Annotated in this window: 19 protein-coding genes; 9 read left to right on the forward strand and 10 right to left on the reverse strand. The window is 70.7% G+C overall.

Going from position 1 to position 17,141, the window contains the following annotated elements; all coding sequences use genetic code 11:
* Positions 1 to 155: 155 nt before the first annotated feature.
* The 6 genes from ACH4FX_RS08300 to ACH4FX_RS08325 form a co-directional block, all read right to left on the reverse strand.
* Positions 156 to 647, reverse strand: coding sequence for a hypothetical protein (locus ACH4FX_RS08300; RefSeq protein ID WP_398476439.1), 492 nt, complete (start codon positions 645 to 647; stop codon positions 156 to 158).
* Positions 648 to 725: 78 nt separating this feature from the next.
* A complete protein-coding gene (locus ACH4FX_RS08305; protein ID WP_398476441.1) occupies positions 726 to 1,943 on the reverse strand; it encodes a hypothetical protein in 1,218 nt (405 codons plus the stop codon).
* 135 nt (positions 1,944 to 2,078) lie between these two features.
* Positions 2,079 to 2,501, reverse strand: a complete 423-nt coding sequence (locus tag ACH4FX_RS08310; protein ID WP_398476443.1) for a hypothetical protein — start codon at positions 2,499 to 2,501, stop codon at positions 2,079 to 2,081.
* Positions 2,502 to 2,561: 60 nt separating this feature from the next.
* Positions 2,562 to 4,283 (reverse strand): ParB N-terminal domain-containing protein, encoded by a 1,722-nt coding sequence (locus tag ACH4FX_RS08315; protein WP_398476445.1) that lies wholly within the window; start codon positions 4,281 to 4,283, stop codon positions 2,562 to 2,564.
* Positions 4,284 to 4,414: 131 nt separating this feature from the next.
* Complete coding sequence (locus tag ACH4FX_RS08320; RefSeq protein WP_398476447.1) at positions 4,415 to 4,855, reverse strand: DUF6197 family protein; 441 nt, start codon at positions 4,853 to 4,855, stop codon at positions 4,415 to 4,417.
* A 59-nt stretch (positions 4,856 to 4,914) separates the two neighbouring features.
* On the reverse strand, positions 4,915 to 5,655 hold the full coding sequence (locus ACH4FX_RS08325) for a DUF2786 domain-containing protein (RefSeq protein ID WP_398476449.1): 741 nt from the start codon (positions 5,653 to 5,655) through the stop codon (positions 4,915 to 4,917).
* Between the two features lie 833 nt (positions 5,656 to 6,488).
* Between ACH4FX_RS08325 and ACH4FX_RS08330 the strand changes: the two genes are divergently transcribed.
* Complete coding sequence (locus ACH4FX_RS08330; RefSeq protein WP_398476451.1) at positions 6,489 to 7,196, forward strand: ANTAR domain-containing protein; 708 nt, start codon at positions 6,489 to 6,491, stop codon at positions 7,194 to 7,196.
* A 608-nt stretch (positions 7,197 to 7,804) separates the two neighbouring features.
* Positions 7,805 to 8,275, forward strand: a complete 471-nt coding sequence (locus ACH4FX_RS08335) for a LysR substrate-binding domain-containing protein (protein ID WP_398476453.1) — start codon at positions 7,805 to 7,807, stop codon at positions 8,273 to 8,275.
* 59 nt (positions 8,276 to 8,334) lie between these two features.
* Here ACH4FX_RS08335 and ACH4FX_RS08340 read toward each other — a convergent pair whose 3' ends face one another.
* The gene (locus tag ACH4FX_RS08340; protein WP_398476455.1) at positions 8,335 to 8,913 is read right to left on the reverse strand and encodes a TetR/AcrR family transcriptional regulator; all 579 of its coding nucleotides are present in this window, start codon (positions 8,911 to 8,913) and stop codon (positions 8,335 to 8,337) included.
* Positions 8,914 to 8,983: 70 nt separating this feature from the next.
* Here ACH4FX_RS08340 and ACH4FX_RS08345 point away from each other — a divergent pair, with 70 nt between their 5' ends.
* The 3 genes from ACH4FX_RS08345 (at position 8,984) to ACH4FX_RS08355 (ending at position 11,697) form a co-directional block, all read left to right on the forward strand.
* On the forward strand, positions 8,984 to 9,877 hold the full coding sequence (locus ACH4FX_RS08345; protein WP_398476456.1) for an NADP-dependent oxidoreductase: 894 nt from the start codon (positions 8,984 to 8,986) through the stop codon (positions 9,875 to 9,877).
* Between the two features lie 88 nt (positions 9,878 to 9,965).
* Positions 9,966 to 11,078, forward strand: a complete 1,113-nt coding sequence (locus tag ACH4FX_RS08350; protein ID WP_398476458.1) for an FAD-dependent oxidoreductase — start codon at positions 9,966 to 9,968, stop codon at positions 11,076 to 11,078.
* Positions 11,079 to 11,355: 277 nt separating this feature from the next.
* Entirely contained in the window at positions 11,356 to 11,697 is a 342-nt protein-coding gene (locus tag ACH4FX_RS08355; protein ID WP_398476460.1) for a hypothetical protein, read from the forward strand.
* A 147-nt stretch (positions 11,698 to 11,844) separates the two neighbouring features.
* On the opposite strand, the gene ACH4FX_RS08360 is transcribed toward ACH4FX_RS08355, so the two are convergent.
* Entirely contained in the window at positions 11,845 to 12,711 is an 867-nt protein-coding gene (locus ACH4FX_RS08360; protein WP_398476462.1) for a ribosome-inactivating family protein, read from the reverse strand.
* Positions 12,712 to 13,048: 337 nt separating this feature from the next.
* Between ACH4FX_RS08360 and ACH4FX_RS08365 the strand changes: the two genes are divergently transcribed.
* From ACH4FX_RS08365 to ACH4FX_RS08375, 3 genes are all read left to right on the forward strand, one after another.
* Positions 13,049 to 13,495 (forward strand): hypothetical protein, encoded by a 447-nt coding sequence (locus ACH4FX_RS08365; RefSeq protein ID WP_398476464.1) that lies wholly within the window; start codon positions 13,049 to 13,051, stop codon positions 13,493 to 13,495.
* Positions 13,485 to 14,129, forward strand: a complete 645-nt coding sequence (locus ACH4FX_RS08370; protein WP_398476466.1) for a hypothetical protein — start codon at positions 13,485 to 13,487, stop codon at positions 14,127 to 14,129. Before ACH4FX_RS08365 ends, ACH4FX_RS08370 begins: the two co-directional genes overlap by 11 nt.
* A gap of 233 nt (positions 14,130 to 14,362) precedes the next feature.
* Positions 14,363 to 14,653, forward strand: a complete 291-nt coding sequence (locus tag ACH4FX_RS08375; RefSeq protein WP_398476468.1) for a hypothetical protein — start codon at positions 14,363 to 14,365, stop codon at positions 14,651 to 14,653.
* Between the two features lie 76 nt (positions 14,654 to 14,729).
* Here the strand turns inward: ACH4FX_RS08375 and ACH4FX_RS08380 are convergent, their stop codons facing one another.
* Together ACH4FX_RS08380 and ACH4FX_RS08385 are read right to left on the reverse strand one after the other, a co-directional pair.
* Positions 14,730 to 15,131 (reverse strand): cupin domain-containing protein, encoded by a 402-nt coding sequence (locus tag ACH4FX_RS08380; RefSeq protein ID WP_398476470.1) that lies wholly within the window; start codon positions 15,129 to 15,131, stop codon positions 14,730 to 14,732.
* Positions 15,132 to 15,264: 133 nt separating this feature from the next.
* The gene (locus ACH4FX_RS08385) at positions 15,265 to 15,726 is read right to left on the reverse strand and encodes a helix-turn-helix domain-containing protein (RefSeq protein WP_398476472.1); all 462 of its coding nucleotides are present in this window, start codon (positions 15,724 to 15,726) and stop codon (positions 15,265 to 15,267) included.
* Positions 15,727 to 16,088: 362 nt separating this feature from the next.
* On the opposite strand from ACH4FX_RS08385, the gene ACH4FX_RS08390 reads away from it, so the two are divergent.
* Positions 16,089 to 17,033: an alpha/beta fold hydrolase gene (locus ACH4FX_RS08390; RefSeq protein WP_398476474.1), complete on the forward strand. Its 945-nt coding sequence runs from the start codon at positions 16,089 to 16,091 to the stop codon at positions 17,031 to 17,033.
* Positions 17,034 to 17,141 lie beyond the last annotated feature (108 nt).

The following is a 17,141-nucleotide window of genomic DNA, read 5'->3' on the forward strand; positions in this document are numbered from 1 at the left end:
GGGGGGGGGGCGGCGGGGCCGCCCCGGCCCCGCCCCCGGGGGGGGGGGGGGGGGGGGGGGGGGGGGGGGGGGCCCCCGGCGGGGGGGGGGGGGGGGGGGGGGGGGGGGGGGGGGCCCGCCCCCCCCCCCCCCACGGCCCCGCGTCCGGCCGGGACTCAGTCCCACACGGCACACTGGTGGTTCCGTACGGCGGCCACCATGCGTCGGCGGTACCGCTTGGGGCCGGTGACCTCGGCCTCGACGCCGCAGGAGCAGGAGTAGACGACGGTCGCGGCGGGACGGAACAGCTCACCCAGTCTTCCCACGACGCGGGCAAAGGCGCGGTTGGCATCGGCCCGCTTACGGCGCTGATCGCCTTGTTGTCCTGCGGCCTGGTCGCCGTGCTGGTTGACGTGCTCCATGACGGCGGCGGCCACAGCGGCGGTGTCGGCGTCGGCGTCGGCGGTTTCCGACAGGTAGAGCGTCTGCGGCCCGGTCACCGTCGGCTCGTGGAGGCGGGCCCACCATCCGAATCCGCCTTGCTCACTGAGCCACACGGTGCAGCCGCATCCGGCAAGGCGTGCGGTGATCGCGTCGGTCCCGGCCTCGGCCTTCACCTCGTGGCCTGCGGCCGTGAGTATCCGGGTGAGTTCCTGTGTGGGGGTCATCTGTGCTTCCTGTTGCTGCTGGCGGGGTTCGGGGGCCGGGGCGGTGCGGTGCGCTGACCGCCCCGGCCGGTGGGGAGATCAGGCGGCGGCAAGCTCGCGTTCGGTGACCTTGCACCGCTGAAGCACGGTCTGTGCCGTCTGGCCGTAGGTGCTGTGTTCCTTGACCGTGCCGGTCACCTGGACCGCGTCGCCCCGGTCCGGTACCTGGGCGGCGCTGCTGAACCAGACGTAGACGTTGCCCTCGGGGTCCTGGAACTTGATCAGGTGGCGGCGCTGGGTGTGGTAGCCGTACGTCCGGCTTTCCAGCTCGACCACGGCGGTCACGGTGGCGTTGAAGCTGAGCCGCTCCCCTACTTCTCCTTTGGGCTGCGAGTTGCGGGCCGCCGCCTCGTTGGCTGCCTGCTCCTGGTCGCGGTGCCACCCCGCGATAGCGGACACCAGAGTGGCCAGGTGGCGCGGATCGACGGTCTCGGCCTTGGCCATCTGGCCCACCTTGTGGCGGTAGTCCGAAGCGCTGCCGTACCCCTGCACCGCCCATTCCCGAACGGCGGCGGCGGTCCGGGCCGCCTCGGCGTCGGCGTCGATGGCCGCGCGCCACTCCATGGGCGCCTTGCGGTCGAAGAAATACGACTCGACCAGGTCGGCGGTCGGCACGGTGTGCTTCCACTGCTCGGACCGGCTGTAGAAGCGGCCCTCCTGGGCCACGACGGCGGCCGTCACCCGCAGAACCTCGGTCACCGGGAGACGAAGGTCGCCGGGGAGGCTGCCGGGCTCGTCCCAGTCGGTGTCCTTGAGTGTCCCGAACCGCCACAGCGCCTCGATGCCCTTGATCGGGAGCCCGGTGTACGGCTCCACGCAGGTCGTACCGAGCTGCCGCATCTCGCCGCTCTCGTGGCGGGCCAAGTAGGTGGCGGTGCGGTGCCGGGCGATATTGCAGCCGTGGCAGACGTTCGCTACGGCGCGATACTCGCGCGCGGCGGCGGCCTCCGGCTCGGGCAGTCCGGGGAAGAGGCTGACGATCGTCTCCCCCTCCTCGTCGTGGTCCAGTCGGGCCACGACGGTCCAGCCGTGGTGGCGGGGGACCTCGCCGAAGATCGTCACCTCGACCGTGGGGCGCTGCCCGATCAGGCGGCCGTCGAAGGGGTCGCGGTACTCGGCCAGGAACGGCGCGGAGATGTCGAGCGAGTAAGCGGTGAGGCGGTGGACGGCGGCGCGGGTGTTGGTCGCCTCGACGAGCTGGCGGACACGGTTCGCCGCCGTGGCGGGGACGGAAAAACGCATGGCTGCGCTGCGCATTGCGGGTGCTCCTGCTGGTGAGAGGTGATGAACACCCGGCCGGGCGGGTTGCCCTCCGCGCACGGCCGGGGTGGGGTCGGGCCGATGGGGGCCCGGTGTCGGAGGGGGGTTGCCCTCCCCCTCCGACACCATTAATTAAACCATGTTTTGTGGTGCGGGGCAAACATCCCGCCCCGGAATGGCCAGTGCCGCGCGGTCCCGCAGGAAGGCCGCGAACAGCGCGGCGGTGTAGCTGTCGGCGGTGCCGTAGGTGCGGCGGCAGTCCAGAGCCCCGATGCGCTGGCCTCGGTGGTGGACGGGGAACGGCTGGCCGGGGGCGGGGATGCCCAGGGCGTACAGCCCGCGCGGGGTGTCCACGCGCAGCATGACGGCGGCGGCCTCGTGGTCGTACGCGGCGGACCACCGGGCGGGGCCGATGCCGAACTCGGCCAGCCCGCCCGCGATCGCGCGGGCCTGCATGGTGTCGGCCGTGGTGCCGGGGTCGGGCTCGGCGGGGGCGGGGACGCAGCCGCAGCCGTACTCGTCTGCGGGGGTCTCGAACGGTGCTGTGCGGGTCACTGGGGCTCCTGGGGGCCGGGGCGGGCGGCAAGCTCCGCCCCGGCGTCGTACGGCTGAGGGTTACGCGGCGGCTTCGTCGGCGGCGGGCTCGGCTTCGGCGGCCTGGTCGCTGCTGGCGGGGAGCGCGGCGCGCTTCGGCCTGTTCGGGTCGTACGGCTCGTCGTCCGCCACGGACCGTTCGATGGGCGTCAGCGAGTATCCGAGCGCTTCGAGGATCTTGAACCATCGCGCGGTGGCCCTGCGGATGTCGTTGCACCGCATCTCGTCCGTCCGCCATGCGTACCGGCCCGCGCTCCTCTCGCGTACCGCCGCGATGGCGGCGAACTGGAGCTGCACGGCACGGCGCGGGTCCTTGGAGACGTGTTCGGTGAACGCGCTCCGGTCCTTGGCCTGGTCGCTGGTGAGCCCGAGCAGCGTGGCCAGGATTTTCGTCGTCGCGTCGCTGTTGAGGTCGTCACCGACTCCCCACGTGCCGTCCAGCAGAGCTGTGCTGATGTGACCGGTCACGATGTTGGTGGTGTCCTTGGGCAGGCTGCGGCGCTTGACCAGGTCCGCGATCCACTGGCGGCGCCTGCCCTCTGCGGCGTCCCACTCGATGTTGCCCTTCTTGACGGCGGCGCGGGCTGCCTTCTCGGCTTCCTTGTCGGCGCTGGTCTTCGTGCTCGCGGCGCCACCGTCACCGGGGGCGGCGTGGCCGTACAGGACCGGTGAGGTGCAGTACGGCTTGTACTTCTCATCGTCGGCCCCTTCCAGTACCCACACCTGGCCCTTGCACTGCGCGTGGTCATCGGCGCTGATGCGCTTGCCGTCCGTGGTCTTCAACCGCCATACCGGAGTGGCCCGTTCGGACAGTTCGGCCGCGTCCCGGATACGCTGCCCGGCCTGTTCCAGCTCGGCGCGGTGCGCCTCGGCCCTCCTCCGCCTGTCCCGCTTGGTCCGCTCGATGGCAATGGCCCAGTCCACATCGTCCGCGTCGGCGCCCTTCGCTGCGGCGGCCCCGGTGATAGCGGCGAGGGCCTCGGCGTCGTCGGCGAACTCGCTGAGCGCGGCCAGGTGATCGAACGTCCACGCGTAGTCGGCGGCGTCGGCAACGGCGGCGTTCAGCGCCTTGTTGGCCCTGACGCGGACGACAGCCTTGACGTCCTTCTGGCGGACTCCGGCGGCCTTCGCGATCCGGCCGACCTGCGCGCCCGCCTCGGCGGCGCTGAACATGGCGGCGGTCATCTCCCCGTGCGTGAGGGACTTCCGGTGCTGCGCGGTCGTGATCATGTCGAGGAACTGGTCCGCCTCGTCGCGGCTTTCGTCGTCCCACTCGTACGGGAGGTGGGTGAGGTCCGCTTCCTTGCTCCCGAAGTAGCGGCGGTTGCCGTCGTTGACCTGGAGTACACCCCCCTCCAGTCGCTGGATCTTGACCGGGATGCGGCAGCCCTCGGCGCGGAGCGATTCCACGAACGCCGCGTTGATGTCGAGGTCCTCCCGGGCGTTCTTGGGGTGCGGGGTGAGCTGGTCGATCCTGATGACCGGGCGGGGCGCGAACGGCACGGTCTCCAGCCCGGCGGCGACGGCTGCGGCCAGCCGCAGGAACCCGTCGATCACCTGGGGCACGTCACCGTGGGTGCGGACGATGTACAGCGGCTCCTGCACGCCGTTGGCCGTGATGTCGGCAAGAAGGTCATCGGGGACCTGGACGTCGTCCCGGACGTTGCCGGGGTGGGCGAGGAGATCAGCGACCGGGATGGCCTCCCACTGGGCAGGGGTGGTCTCGGCGCCGGCTTGGGTCATGGCAGCACTCATTGCACTCGGTCTTTCTGGTGAGAGGGGTCGCCGGGCCGGTCGGCCCGGCGGCGGGGTGCCGGTCGGGGGTTGCCCTCCCCTTCCGGCACCATTAATTAAACCACGTTCTAGGGTTCGAATCAACTGCCCACTGCGTGATCGCGGTCACTCCGGCGGAGTTCGGCGGCGGCGCGGAACGCTGCGGCGGCCTCCCGGGCAGTACGTCCGGGCTCGTCACCCCAGCACCACAGCATGGTGCGGCGGTAGGCGTTCTCGCACAGCCCGAGTTCCCGCCAGCGCACGGGCGGGACGGGGCGCCCGTTGATGTGATTGCTGACTGCTTCAAGGGAGCCCCACAGCGCGCGAGCGAAGAGATCCCATGGCTCTCCGCCTACGGACCAATGCGGCTTGACGGCGCGCACCCCTTGGTCCCACGCGTGCAGCACAGTGCACGGTGCGTCGTCACCCATCTGGCCGGGTTTCCAGAGGTGTTCTCCCTGGTACAGGCCGACGCGTTCGATGTGGTCAGCGGCGGCGGCGAGAATGCTGGCAGGGGTTGCCGGGCGATTCCTGGGCGGCATGGCGTTCCTCCGTTTCGGGGCCGGGGCGGCTGGAGCCGCCCCGGCGCGATGGAGCTGGGTCAGGCGGCGACGGCCGTGGACGCGGACCCGCCGACACGGCGGCTTCCGATGTCAGCGCGACTCCCCGCCACCCAACCGTGGCCGAAGCCGGTGCCGGTGTAGGTGGTGCGGCCCCTGCTGCGGGTCTTGGGGTAGGCGGCGCGGTAGCTGCGTTCCACGAGGGCCTTGCGGTCGGCCAGGACAAGGGCAGCGCTGCGGCCGATCGCCGAGGTCTCGTCGCGTGCATCTTCACGGGCACCGCATTCGGCTTCCTTGATCCGGTCGCCGACGCGGGTGATGAAGCCGAGCAGCCAGCTCCGGCGCCATGCGCGCACCCCCGTGCTCACGGGCACGCACTGTGCAGCAAGCCCGGTGTTCATCTGGAGGAGAAGCGAGGTGTAGAGCACCTCAATGCGCTGAAGGTCGCTCTCGTACCCGAAGACATGGAGGCTTCGACTGCCGTCCGACCTCCTGCCCAGGTGCACGCATTCACAGCCGAGGGCGTCAGTGATGCGGTAGAGCAGGCGCACGCGCTCCATGGCCCAAGGGTTGTCGAGGATGAAGATCTTGTCGATGGGGGCGTCGCTCGCCTCGTCACCGTCGTTGAGCATGGCCTGTTCCACGCCGTACTTGGCCATCATTTCGAAGGCTCGCTTCCGGCTGAGTTCCGCTTCCGCTTCCGGGGTGGCGGCATCCTCGGCCTTGGCCAGCAGGGCGCGGATGGTGGCGAGCTTGCTGTTGTTGGCCTGCGTGGTACTCACGTCGTTCTCTCCTGGTGAGATGGCAATTCGAGGCCGGCCGGGGGTTGCCCTCCCCTTCCGACACCATTAATTAAACCATGTTTAGGGGGTCGGGTCAAGTTGCCATGCGTTCGGGGAGAGCGGCGCATCGTCCGGGGCCGGGCCTCGGCCACAACGGACCGGTGGCGGGGTTCCCTCCTCGGTCGGACGGCGCTGCTCCGTGTGCCGTGTCGTAGGGGTGCGGTGTGGAGCGCCCGGAAGCCTCCGGCTTTCTGAGGTACGAGGAAAGGTGGAGGACCCGGACGAACGACTTCGTACCCCTGCGGCGCGGTGCGCTTTGCTGGGACGGCCGACCGAGGAGGGAACCCCGCTTCCTCACAGCAACCACGACGGTGCGGCAGCCGAACGGCGTGCCCCTCCCCCCTCCGAGGGAGGACCCGCCGGAGGCACAAGGTCTTGGTTCCCTGGCACCCCACTGATGCACCGACGCCCTCTTTGCCACCACGACCGCGCAAGCGCCCGCCGCCGCGTATCCGGCAACCCGCACGTCCTCCACCGTGCGGCGACCTGCGTAGTCCCGTAGCCGGCAGCTGAGACACCAAGAAAGGCGGCAAGCATTCGCACTCCTGTGTACCCGCAGGCGCCTTTGCAGGCACGCCGTCTCCCTCGACCGGAGTGAACCGGCGGGCCAAGGGGGCGCGCACCGGCGGGCGCGCTCCCGTAGCCGCGGGTAGGTGGCCGGTTTCGGGGCACCCGTAGCGGGTTCAAGCCTGTCGGCTGCGGCCTGCGGGCCGCTGAAATGGGTGTGTTACGCCATGTCCGAGACCGGTTCAGATTCTGCGCCGTCCGGTGGCTTGCCGGAGTCCGGCGCCGCCCGCGACCACCCGAACCAAACCACCGCGCCGGTACGGCGGGTGGCCGAATACTGCCTGCACCTGCCCGGCGTTCAGGCCAGCGGCCTTCTGCTGGCTGACGGGCCGCGGTTGCGTCAGGAGGTCATCGCCACCAGCGAGGGCGCCGGCCGCCTGGAGCGGCTCCAGGTCGACCTGGCCGAAGGCCCGTGCCGGGACGTGTGCCGCACCGGTACTCTGCTGGCCGATGTGCAGTTGGCCGACCCGCGCAGCCAGGCACGCTGGCCGCGCTTTGCCCCGCAGGCGCTGGCGGAAGGCTTCACCGCCGCCACCGCCGTCCCGTTGCAGCACCACGGCCGGCTGCTCGGCGCCCTCAACCTCTTCCACCAGCACCACCGCCTGGAAGCGGCCTACATCGGCGCCTGCCAGGTACTGGCCGAAACCACCGCCTGGGCCCTGGCCCGCGAACAGGAACTTTCCCGCGTGCGCGAGCACAACGCCCAGCTGCAAACGGCCCTGGACTCCCGCGTCATCATCGAACAGGCCAAGGGGCTGCTGGCCGAGCGCCTGCGCCTGCCCCCGCAGGAGGCATTCGCCCGGCTGCGCACCTATGCCCGAGCCCGCCAGCGAAAGCTCACCGCGGTGGCACACCAGGTCGTCTGCGGGCCCGCCGACCGCGGCCCCTTCCCCCGGCCCGAACCGGACTCCTGACCCGCAACCGAGCACCCGCCCCGCCCGGCCCCCCTTCAGGGAACGGGGAGCACGCGCGTCCGGTACGGGAGTAGGCCACCGACACGGCCAGCGGCAATACTCAAATCAGCCGCTCCCCCAGCCCCCGGAAGCGGTCGGCACACCGGGGACCGGCGACCATGGGCGCCGGCCCCCTACCCGGCTCCAACCACGCCCGAGACCGGCAGCCCTCGCCCTGTCTCCGTGCCAACGGCGCTGCCTGAAACCGCGGTTATTCCCGACGGCCGTCGTCTGCCGGGCCGGCCGCTCGACCAAGCGGGCCCGCTCGGCGCCACCGGCGCCAGGCGAGCCCAGGCCCCAACCGCTTCGTGGGACAGGTCGGTGGCCAGCACCGTGATGTGGCCTTCCAGCACGGACCCGCCCAGGTCCGTCACCCGGCTGTCGCGCCAGTCGACGCGGGCCAGCATCCGGAGTCATGGTGAACCCGGCCGAGTGACCATTTCCGCGAGTATCCGTGAGGTCACTTTGGGGGAGGAGCGGCCGAACACGCTTCTTGATGTTCGCCGGGCCCCTACAGTCGCGCGGGTGAGTTACCTGAGCCTGTTGCGGCAGCGTCCGGTCCTGGTGCTGTGGCTCGCCGAGACGCTGTCCGTCTTCGGCGACCGCTCCGCGACGGCCGGGCCGACATCGGCCTGCTCTACGTGCCGTTCGACGATCTCGACGGCCTGGCCCACGAGACGCTTAACGCCGAGGAGCGCGTGGTCATCGTCCCGTCCGCGCACCGGCTGGCCGGGCAGGCTTCGGTGCGCATGGCGGATCTGGAGGGTGAGACGCTGCCGCGCTGGAGAGGGGTGCCCGGGGGCGACGGCACCGGTCCGGAGGTCGCCGACGTCACCCAGCTGCTCCACATGATCACGGCGGGCCGGATGATCGGGGTACTGCCCCGCTCACTGGTCGAACCGGTTCCGGCCGGCCTGGTCTGCGTCCCGGTGACCGACGCGCCGCCCAGCCGCCTCGTACTTGCCTGGAACGCACAGGACCGCCGGCCGATGGTCGCCTCATTCGTGACTGCCGCGATCGGGTCCCGCCAGGCGGACTGACGTTCCCCCCTCCGACCGCCCCCGACCCGCGCGGCGGGAGGAACGGTTCCGTACGCCCGTCACGCAGAGCGGGCGACCTCCCAGGCCGCCTCGATCATCCGGAAGATCTCGTCCACCGCGGCCTCCGGTTCGGCCTCCTCACGGGCCAGCGAATAGGCGTCGATCACGAACCGCGCGATCGTCCGGCCGGCCGTCATGGTCAGCGGCAGGCCGGGGTCGGCGGTGATGGCCGCCGCCAGCGACTCCGCATGGCGCAGCCGCATCGACTCCTCGTACTTCCGCAGGGCGGGTGAACCGTCGATCATGCGCCAGATGGGGGCGGCTTCCGCCGCGGTGCAGTGCCGCACCAGGGCCTGGATCTCGCGGCGCAGCGCGGGGATGAGCGGCTCGTGGGGCGCCCGGTCGGTGACCGCCCGGATGAGGCGTTGCTCGAAGTCCGCGTCCTGCTCGAACACCAGGGCCTCTTTCGAGGCGAAGTGGGAGAAGAGCGTGGTGACGGCCACGTCCGCCTCGGCGGCCACGTCACGGATGCCCACCGCGTCGTACCCGCGTTCCAGGAAGAGCCGCAGAGCGGTGTCGGCGATCTTCTGGCGCGTCGCGGCTTTCTTGCGTTCACGGCGTCCGGGCGGCTCCGTCATACGTTGATGCTATCAGGTACGAAGCCGCAACGGTTCCAAAACACTAACCGATAGTGCTACGGTCCCCGGCATGAAGAAAGTGAGCTTCTCCGAGTTCGGCGGCCCTGACGTGCTGCGCCTCATCGACACCGAGGAGCCCCACTCGGGCCCCGGGCAGATACGTATCGCCGTACGGGCGGCGGGCGTGAACCCCGTCGACTGGCGGATCCGCGAGGGCCAGTTCCAGAAGGCCCATCCGATCGAGCTGCCCGCAGGAGTCGGACAGGACGCCTCCGGTGTGGTGGACGAGGTCGGTGCGGGCGTCGAAGGGGTCCGGGCCGGCGACCGCGTGTTCGGCGAGGGCACCAGCACCTACGCCGAGTTCGCCGTGCTGTCGGCCTGGGCCCGTATGCCCGAGCACCTGACGTTCGAAGAGGCGGCCGGCTACCCCTCCGTGGTGGAGACCGCGCTGCGCATCATCCACCAGGTCGGCGTGCGCCCCGGGCAGACACTGCTGGTCAGCGGCGCGTCCGGGGGAGTCGGTTCGGCGGTGCTGCAGATCGCCCGCGACCGCGCCATCACCGTGATCGGTACGGCCGGGGCCGCGAACCAGGACTATCTGCGCAGCCTGGGCGCCCTCGCCACGACGTACGACGAGGGCTGGACCGAGCGGGTACGGCAGCTCGGACACGTCGACGCGGCCCTCGACCTGGCCGGTTCGGGCGTGATCCGCGAACTCGTCGACCTGACCGGCGACCCGCAGAAGGTGATCTCCATCGCCGACCTCGGCGCGCCAAAGTTCGGTGTCCGCTTCTCCGGCGTGGCCGGAAGCGTGCCGGACGCGCTCATCGAGGCTGCCGCCCTCATCGAGCGGGGCAAGCTCCACATTCCGGTCGAGAAGACGTACACGCTCGCCGAGGCCGCGGCGGCGCACATCGACAGCCACGCCGGTCACACCCGAGGGCGGCGGATCATCGTCGTCTGAGCCGCTTCCCGCGCGGTCGGGCGATCCGCTTCCCTTTCAGAAACCCTGCCGGGCCCGCCCGGCAGGTGTACGACACGCAAGGAGTCCCATGCACACTCCTGTCACGATCATCGGCGCCGGCCTCGGCGGCCTGGTGCTGGCCCGCGTCCTGCACGTACACGGCATCCCGGCCGTGGTCTACGAGGCGGACCCTTCGCCGACGGCGCGTTCGCAGGGCGGGATGCTCGACATCCACGCCCACAGCGGCCAATTCGCGCTCGGAGCGGCGGCTTTGACGGAAGAGTTCCGCGGCATCGTCCTGGAGGGCCGCCAAGCCACACGACTCCTCGACCGGAACGGGACCGTCCTCTTCGACAAGGCCGACGACGGCACCGGTACGAGCCCCGAGGTACAGCGCGGCGACTTGCGGCAGATCCTGCTCGACGCGCTCCCCGACGGCACCGTCCGATGGGGCCACAAGGCCACCGGCGTCCGTACCGTCGGCGAGGCCCGCCACGAGGTGACCTTCGCCGACGGCTCCACCGTCGCCACGGACCTCCTGGTCGGCGCGGACGGTGCCTGGTCACGCGTCCGCCCGCTGCTCTCCGACGCCACCCCCGCATACATCGGCCGGTCCTTCGTCGAGACCTGCCTGTACGACGCAGACACCCGCCATCCGGCCACCGCGAAAGCGGTCGGCGGCGGGACGCTCGCGGCGTTCGACCCGGACGAGCGCGGGAAATGGCTCGTGGCCCACCGGGAGAAGGACGACACCCTGCGCACCTACGTCACGCTGGCCAAGCCGCAAGACTGGTTCGCCGGCATCGACTTCACCGATACCGCCGCGGCCGCCACGCGGATCGCCCAGGAGTACGACGGCTGGGCGCCGGAACTCACCGCCCTGATCACCGGCATCGACACCGCACCGGTCCTGCGCCCCCTCCATGCCCTACCGGTCGGGCACCGCTGGGACCGGGTGCCGGGAGTGACCCTGCTCGGCGACGCCGCCCACCTCTCACCCCCCGACGGCGAGGGCGCCAACCTGGCCATGCAGGACGCCGCCGAACTAGGCACGGCCCTCGCCGCGCACCCCGACGACATCGAGACCGCCCTCACCACATACGAGCAGGCCCTGTTCCCCCGCAGCGCCACAGCCGCCGCGGCCGCCGAGGTCACCCACAACCCCACGCCCCAGGAGCTGATCGGCTTCTTCGCCCGGTAGGCACGGGAAAGCTGAAGGGTGCCACCCGAACGGGTGGCACCCTTCGCCTGTGGTTTTCCGACGCCTGGCCGCTACGCCTGTAGGTTCTCGCGGCTCGTGGCACATGCAGTACTCGTTGGCCAGCGCTTCCTTCGCTCTCTCAGGTGGATGGCATAGCCGCTCAGTCTCACGAACTTGGCATTTTCCTGACGGTCCGCCGGTCAGCTCGACGTAGGTGGATCCGGCTGCATACGACCGCGCCGGACCCGCCGCGCACGATGTGCCTTCGATGTACTGGATGACCTACGGCGAGGCCCATGAAGTCGCCGCCTCGTGCGCCCTGACCTTGGGCGAGCCGGCCCGCGCGCTGGAGCACTTCGAAGCCGCCCTGCGGCATGAGGACCCCTACGACACTCGCACCGAGGCCCGCGGCGCCGGCATCTACCTCGCCCGCCAGGCCGGAGCCCACCTTGCGCTCGGTGACCTGGATGCCGCCGTGGACGTCGCCGGACGGGCTATCGAGCAGCTGGGCGGAGCCGACTCCGCGCGCGGCACCAGCACCCTGGCCGCCCTGCGCGGACACCTCGCCGCCCACCGCGCCGCCCGCCCCGTCGCGGACTTCCTCGACCTCACTGCGTAGCAGGCAAGCAACGGCGCTACGCGGTCCCAGGCATCGGGTACGAGGGCATTCGCGCTGCATGGACATCCAAGGACGGCACCACGATGCAGGTCCTGGCTCGCGCCGCCGCCGGGCAGTTGGCCGACTGCCCGGCGGGGATAGGTGGTGCTACGTGGCACTACTCAAGGTGAGGAGGGGGGCGATGGCGGGGCCGCCGGTGGTGCCGTAGACGATCTGCTGGATGGTGCTGTACGTCCGGCCGTTGATCACCACGGGCGTGACGTTGCCTGTGCCGTTCTGGTCCCGGTAGACCAGGCGGGACATGGCTGCCCAGGCGTTCTGGAGGCCGGTTCCGAAGGCCCCGAGGTGGGTGTACCAGTTCGGCCCGTCCTGGTCTCCGCCGAGGCCGAGCGAGTTGCCGATCCGGTTCTCGATCCACCCGAAGCGGGCCGCCTCGGCGGTCGCTCCGATGACGGCGGCGGTCTGGGTGCGCACGTTCCACCAGTTGTTCGGGGTCGTTCGGGACATGTCGGTGATGACCTGTCGCAGGCTCGGGCCGTTGAACGACTGGGCGCCGCGGACCGTGTCGTTGGCGAGCGACCCGTACTGCGAGGAGTACGGAAGCCGCTGGAACAGAGCGTTGCCGGTCGGGTACTGGTTGCGGAAGCGGGTCGTCAGGTAGGCGGGCGCATCGCTGAACATGTAGTTCCGGCCCTCGGCGGTGTAACCGTCGAGGTAGAGGTTGTCGGCCCGGAGGTACAGCGAGAGGCGGTGGTCGGGAGTTTCACGCCGGTCGATGACTCTGAGTTCGATGTAGCGCTGCGTGTTGCTCGTGGTCCGCATCAGGCCGTTGCCGATGTCATGACCGGAGATCCTCCGGAGCTGCCCGATCATGTCGCGGTACCTGCTCGCGACTCTGGGGCTCGCCCCGTATTTCATGTCCTCGACTTCCCATCCCAGGATGGTCCAGTAGCGGGACGGATCGGCCTGGGCCGGCGCGGCGGCCTTGATGTCCACGACGGCGAACAGGGCCACGAACGAGAGCAGCAGGGCTCCGAGCCGCTTTCCGTGCCCACGCCTGAGTGAAAGACATATGGAATGCATCGCTGATGTTTTCCCGATTCTGCGGTCGTAGAGGGCATGAGGCCCGTCGTTCCCCTCGAAAGCTCGCAGACCGCCCTTTCGCTGAGCTAACGCGGATCTAATGCGGACCTCACGGGGCGCACTGCCGCCGGGCCGCGGGCACCGAAGAGCGGCAGCTCTCGCGGTGGAGAACTTTGCCGGGCCCTGCCTACCGTGCGCGCAATGAGCAGGTATCCCGGCCCGCAGCGCGCACCGTCGCTCCCTGCGGCCGGCCCACGGAGGGATTGTGATGAGCACAGGAGACGGTGCTCCGGTCAGCCCGGCGGAGCTGAGGAAGCGCGTCCGGGCGGCGGAAGCGCTCCAGGCGAAGACCCGGGAGCTGGCCGCGGCCGACGTGCTGATGAAGCGGGACGCGGCGAAGAAAGCGGCGCAGGTGAAGGAGACCGCCGATCGCGAGGCACGGGAAGCGGTGGCCGCTGCGCTGCGCCTGTTCGACGACCCAGGCCTGGTCTCTTCGCTGCTGAGCATCCCGGTGGAAGAACTGGAGAAAGACGCGAAGCCTGTCACCGCCGCGCGGGCCAAGGAGGTCATCGAGGCGCTCCGGGAACGAGCGGAGCGTCCCCGGGCCAGGCGCCGGCGGGTGCCCCGTCCGGAAGCGCCGTCCCAGCCGACCGCCGCGGGGACGGTTCCCGCTTCCGCCGGTGCGTCTGGCAGCGATCCGTCCCATGCCCTTTGAGCCGCCCCGGGAGGCCGGGCTGTTCCCCCTGGCTGAGGTGGCACAGCCCGGCTCCGGGTCGTCGGCGAGCGGGTCGGAACAGCTTGCGCTGATCGGTGAACCGGCACCGGTGCGGATCGCGGCCCTGACGTGGGCTCAGTGGCTGGCCGACGAGCGGGTCCGTGCCCGGTACTGGAGCAAGGTCTACCGGCCGCCGACGGAGTCGGCGTGCTGGTTCTTCTTCGGCGGCATCTCAGATACGGGGCACGCGAGCTTCCGTGCCGCCTCACTTCCGGGCCGGACCCGGCGGGGCACGATCCCGGGGCACCTGTACGGCTACCAGCTGGCGTACGGCGCCATCCCGCGGCTGGGCTGGGGCATCGACAGTCCCACCGTCTGCCACACCTGCGACAACCACTCCTGCCAGCAACCTGCCCACCTCCGCCTCGGCACCCCCGCCGAGAACCGTGCCGAATGGCTCAGCCGACGACGCGACCCGAGCAGCCCGCTGGCTGACCTCCGAGGACCGGCCGGCCGCGCTCGGGCGATCGGCGCCGCGATACGCGCTGGCCTGGCGAACCGCGAAGACGAAACTCGCGTGGCGGCTCGAATCCAGACCGCCATGGCAGCCGGCCGTCCGCTGAGTTTGTGGTGACCGTAGTGGAGTACGCGCGGGTTCCGCTGGAGCGCTGACGGTCCGGGAACCGACGGCAACGCCGCTCGGGCGCCTGGTCGTCGTCTTGGCCGCCATCTCCGCGCTGCCTGGCCACAAGATCCGGACGCTGCCGACCACGGGCCTGGTCCTGTCCCGCGGCACCCTGGAAGTCCGGAGCGGCTGCTGCGGCACACATTCTGCCTTGAGGAGCTCACCCACCAACTCGCCGCCGAATGGACGGCCTACCACCACCAGCGCTGGTCGGCCTCGACCAACCCCGCCTGCTGGTCAGCCAGAGGAGCGCGGTCAACCCCGACCACCCGGCCATCAGCATCCGCCCTCTGAGCGGAGTCCTTTCCCGGAGGCTGCCGCTGATCGGACTGCGCCGGTACCGGGTCCTCAACGAAGCGGCTGAAAGCGCCGACCCGCTCCGGCTGATGCGCTTGTTCGGTATGATCGAGCAGACCGCCATGCGCTATGTCGCCACCGCCCATCCCGAGCGGACCAGCAAGCTCCCGCGCTGAGCGGCCAGTTCTGCTCAGGCCCGGTCAGCTTCTGGGCGCGACGTGAGGTGGGCGGGCCAGGAGCGGCGGTCGGCCACTACGGTCGTGAGGTCGGCGGGCGGGCCGCTGTACCTACCGGATCCGATGCGCAAACGCGGGGATCGTCGGCTGTGGATTCCTCGGTGGTGCCCGGCGTGTAGAACAGCTCGATGACGTCGTGCACCTCGATGTGCCGGTGCCAGTGGCCCTGGGGCACGATCGTGAACTGGCCGGCCGTCAGTGGCACGCGACAGCGGTCGGTGCCGGTGAGGATTTCGAGGGTGACACTGCCCTCCAGCACCATCAGCAACTCGTCGGTGTCGGGGTGCAGTTCCCAGTCGGACCGGTCGAGCCGGTCGCCGTAATACACGCAGAACGGGGCGCCGTTGAACGGTGCGAGTTCCCGGAAGTCGAACGGTGAGAGTTTCCTGGCGACAGCGAGGGGATCGTGTTTGTCCATGCCCCCACCCTCACAGCCTCAAGGGGCGCCGGTCTTGTACGAATGGTCCCCGATCCGCCCACGCGATGCCGTCCACCGCCAGCCCTGGGTCACCGGCCAGGACCGCCGGAGTCACTCCGGTGAACGCCCACACCTATAGATGCAGACGGGACTGGTCGGCGTAACCACCCTCCGCCGCGACCCGGGCCGCGCTCGTGCCCGCGGCCAAGTGGTGGGCGGCATGGTCGAAGCGGACCAGCTTCGCAACGCGCTTGGGAGAGCAGCCGATCTGCGACCGGAACCGGGACCACAGGCGCTTTCGGCTCCATCCGACCTGGAAGGCCAGATCATCGATGCGCACCCGGCCGCGGCTGACGACGATCCGGTCCCAGGCCCAGGCCAGCTCCGGTGCCACACACGGCCCCGTCTCGCATCGCCGGGCGAGCAGGGCGTCGGTCAACGCGAAACGGCTCTCCCACGACGGGGCATCCCTCAGTTGCTCCCGGAGCAGTGACGCGTCCCGGCCCCACAGATCATCGAGGGCGATCACGGCGCGGTCCAGGTCCGCCGGGCCGACGCCCAGCACGGCACGCGCGACCACCGGGGACAGGTGCACCTCCACTCACTCGATGCGCTCGCCGCGTACGAAGCTCGCCGAGCGCGAGCCCGGCGACGAGGCTTCCCCGCTGCTGCCGACCGGTGGCGTCGTCCAGAACAGGCCAGCCCCAACCGCACTCCACCACCAGCGTGACGGCCGGGCGCGGGAGCGCCCGCAGATCGGCCGGGCCCGTGCCCCGGTCGCGGAAGCCGGCCATGCCGACACCCGGCACCCGGCTGGGCCGCGACGGCCGCGCGACATCCCACCCGGCCACAGCATCCTGCTCGTGCGCTGTGGAACGCATCTGCCCGTACTACGTGCCGAAGACCGCCGGAACATTCGTCCAAGAACCAGCGCGCGGGGACCGTGACAGTGAAAGCATGCATGCTGCCACAAGGCTGGAGAAACGAATCCGGGCGGCGGAAGAGCGCGTCGCCGCCGCCTACGGACTGACGATGACCGAACACCCCATCACGCTCGACCATCCCCCGGTCCGGCTCCGCGCCCTGACCACCGGCACGGGTACACCAGTGGTCCACGTCAACGGCCTCTCGGTTCCGGCCATGGGCTTCGCCCCCCTCATCGCCCAACTGCCCGGCCACCGCCACATCCTGCTCGACCTGCCCGGGCACAGTCTCGCACCGCCCTACCGCTGGCAGGGCCGACCCATTCGCGACCTGGCGGTCCGTGTACTGACAGGAGCTCTGGACGCCCTCGGACTCCAGCAGGCGGCCTTCGTCGGCAGCTCCCTGGGCGGCCTGTTCACCCTGTGGACGACGCTCGACGCACCGGCCCGCATAACCCGGGCAGCGATCATCGGCACGCCCGCGACGGCACTGCCCACCATCCGCGCAACCCCGGCGATGGCGACACTGACCTCCCCGGCCCGCGGCCCACTCGCCCAGTGGTCGATGCGGCTGCCCTCGCCCAGAGCGCTGGCACGCGCGGCCCTCGCCGAGGCCATCGGAACCAACGCGGCACACGGCATGACCAACGACCTGCTCGACCTGCACCGCCTCCCACTGCGCCTGCCGGGACAGGCAGCCTCCTACCGCGCGCTGCTACGCCGCCTGATGCACGGACACACCGCACGCCGGGAAAACATCCTCACCGACACCCAACTGGCCGGAATCACCACACCGCTGCACTTCATCTGGGGCCAACAGGACGTCTTCTGCTCCCCCCAACGCGGGCGACCAAGCGTGGCGAAGATCCCCCAAGCACAGCTGACGGTCGTGCCCGGCGGCCACAACCCCTGGCTCGAAGACGCCGCCGGCTGCGCGACACCGGTCCGCTCCCTCCTCACCGGCGCGCCGAAAACATGACACGCAGCTGCCGGGCAGCGCCCCGGTGCCGTACGGCGTACCGCAACACGCCCCCGGCTGCTTACCCAGCGGCGGCTACCTCATTGTCGAAGACCTCGGACTCCTGCC

Origin of the sequence: Streptomyces sp. NPDC018019 (genome assembly GCF_044327805.1) — a bacterium.
Taxonomy (GTDB): domain Bacteria; phylum Actinomycetota; class Actinomycetes; order Streptomycetales; family Streptomycetaceae; genus Streptomyces.

What these genes read in the sequence shown, in the direction of transcription:
- ACH4FX_RS08300 (WP_398476439.1), bottom strand. Translation starts at nt 647, where the DNA reads ATGACCCCCACACAGGAACTCACCCGGATACTCACGGCCGCAGGCCAC.
- ACH4FX_RS08305 (WP_398476441.1), bottom strand. Translation starts at nt 1,943, where the DNA reads ATGCGCAGCGCAGCCATGCGTTTTTCCGTCCCCGCCACGGCGGCGAAC.
- ACH4FX_RS08315 (WP_398476445.1), bottom strand. Translation starts at nt 4,283, where the DNA reads ATGACCCAAGCCGGCGCCGAGACCACCCCTGCCCAGTGGGAGGCCATC.
- ACH4FX_RS08320 (WP_398476447.1), bottom strand. Translation starts at nt 4,855, where the DNA reads ATGCCGCCCAGGAATCGCCCGGCAACCCCTGCCAGCATTCTCGCCGCC.
- ACH4FX_RS08340 (WP_398476455.1), bottom strand. Translation starts at nt 8,913, where the DNA reads ATGACGGAGCCGCCCGGACGCCGTGAACGCAAGAAAGCCGCGACGCGC.
- ACH4FX_RS08345 (WP_398476456.1), top strand. Translation starts at nt 8,984, where the DNA reads ATGAAGAAAGTGAGCTTCTCCGAGTTCGGCGGCCCTGACGTGCTGCGC.
- ACH4FX_RS08350 (WP_398476458.1), top strand. Translation starts at nt 9,966, where the DNA reads ATGCACACTCCTGTCACGATCATCGGCGCCGGCCTCGGCGGCCTGGTG.
- ACH4FX_RS08355 (WP_398476460.1), top strand. Translation starts at nt 11,356, where the DNA reads ATGACCTACGGCGAGGCCCATGAAGTCGCCGCCTCGTGCGCCCTGACC.
- ACH4FX_RS08365 (WP_398476464.1), top strand. Translation starts at nt 13,049, where the DNA reads ATGAGCACAGGAGACGGTGCTCCGGTCAGCCCGGCGGAGCTGAGGAAG.
- ACH4FX_RS08370 (WP_398476466.1), top strand. Translation starts at nt 13,485, where the DNA reads ATGCCCTTTGAGCCGCCCCGGGAGGCCGGGCTGTTCCCCCTGGCTGAG.
- ACH4FX_RS08375 (WP_398476468.1), top strand. Translation starts at nt 14,363, where the DNA reads ATGGACGGCCTACCACCACCAGCGCTGGTCGGCCTCGACCAACCCCGC.
- ACH4FX_RS08380 (WP_398476470.1), bottom strand. Translation starts at nt 15,131, where the DNA reads ATGGACAAACACGATCCCCTCGCTGTCGCCAGGAAACTCTCACCGTTC.
- ACH4FX_RS08390 (WP_398476474.1), top strand. Translation starts at nt 16,089, where the DNA reads ATGCATGCTGCCACAAGGCTGGAGAAACGAATCCGGGCGGCGGAAGAG.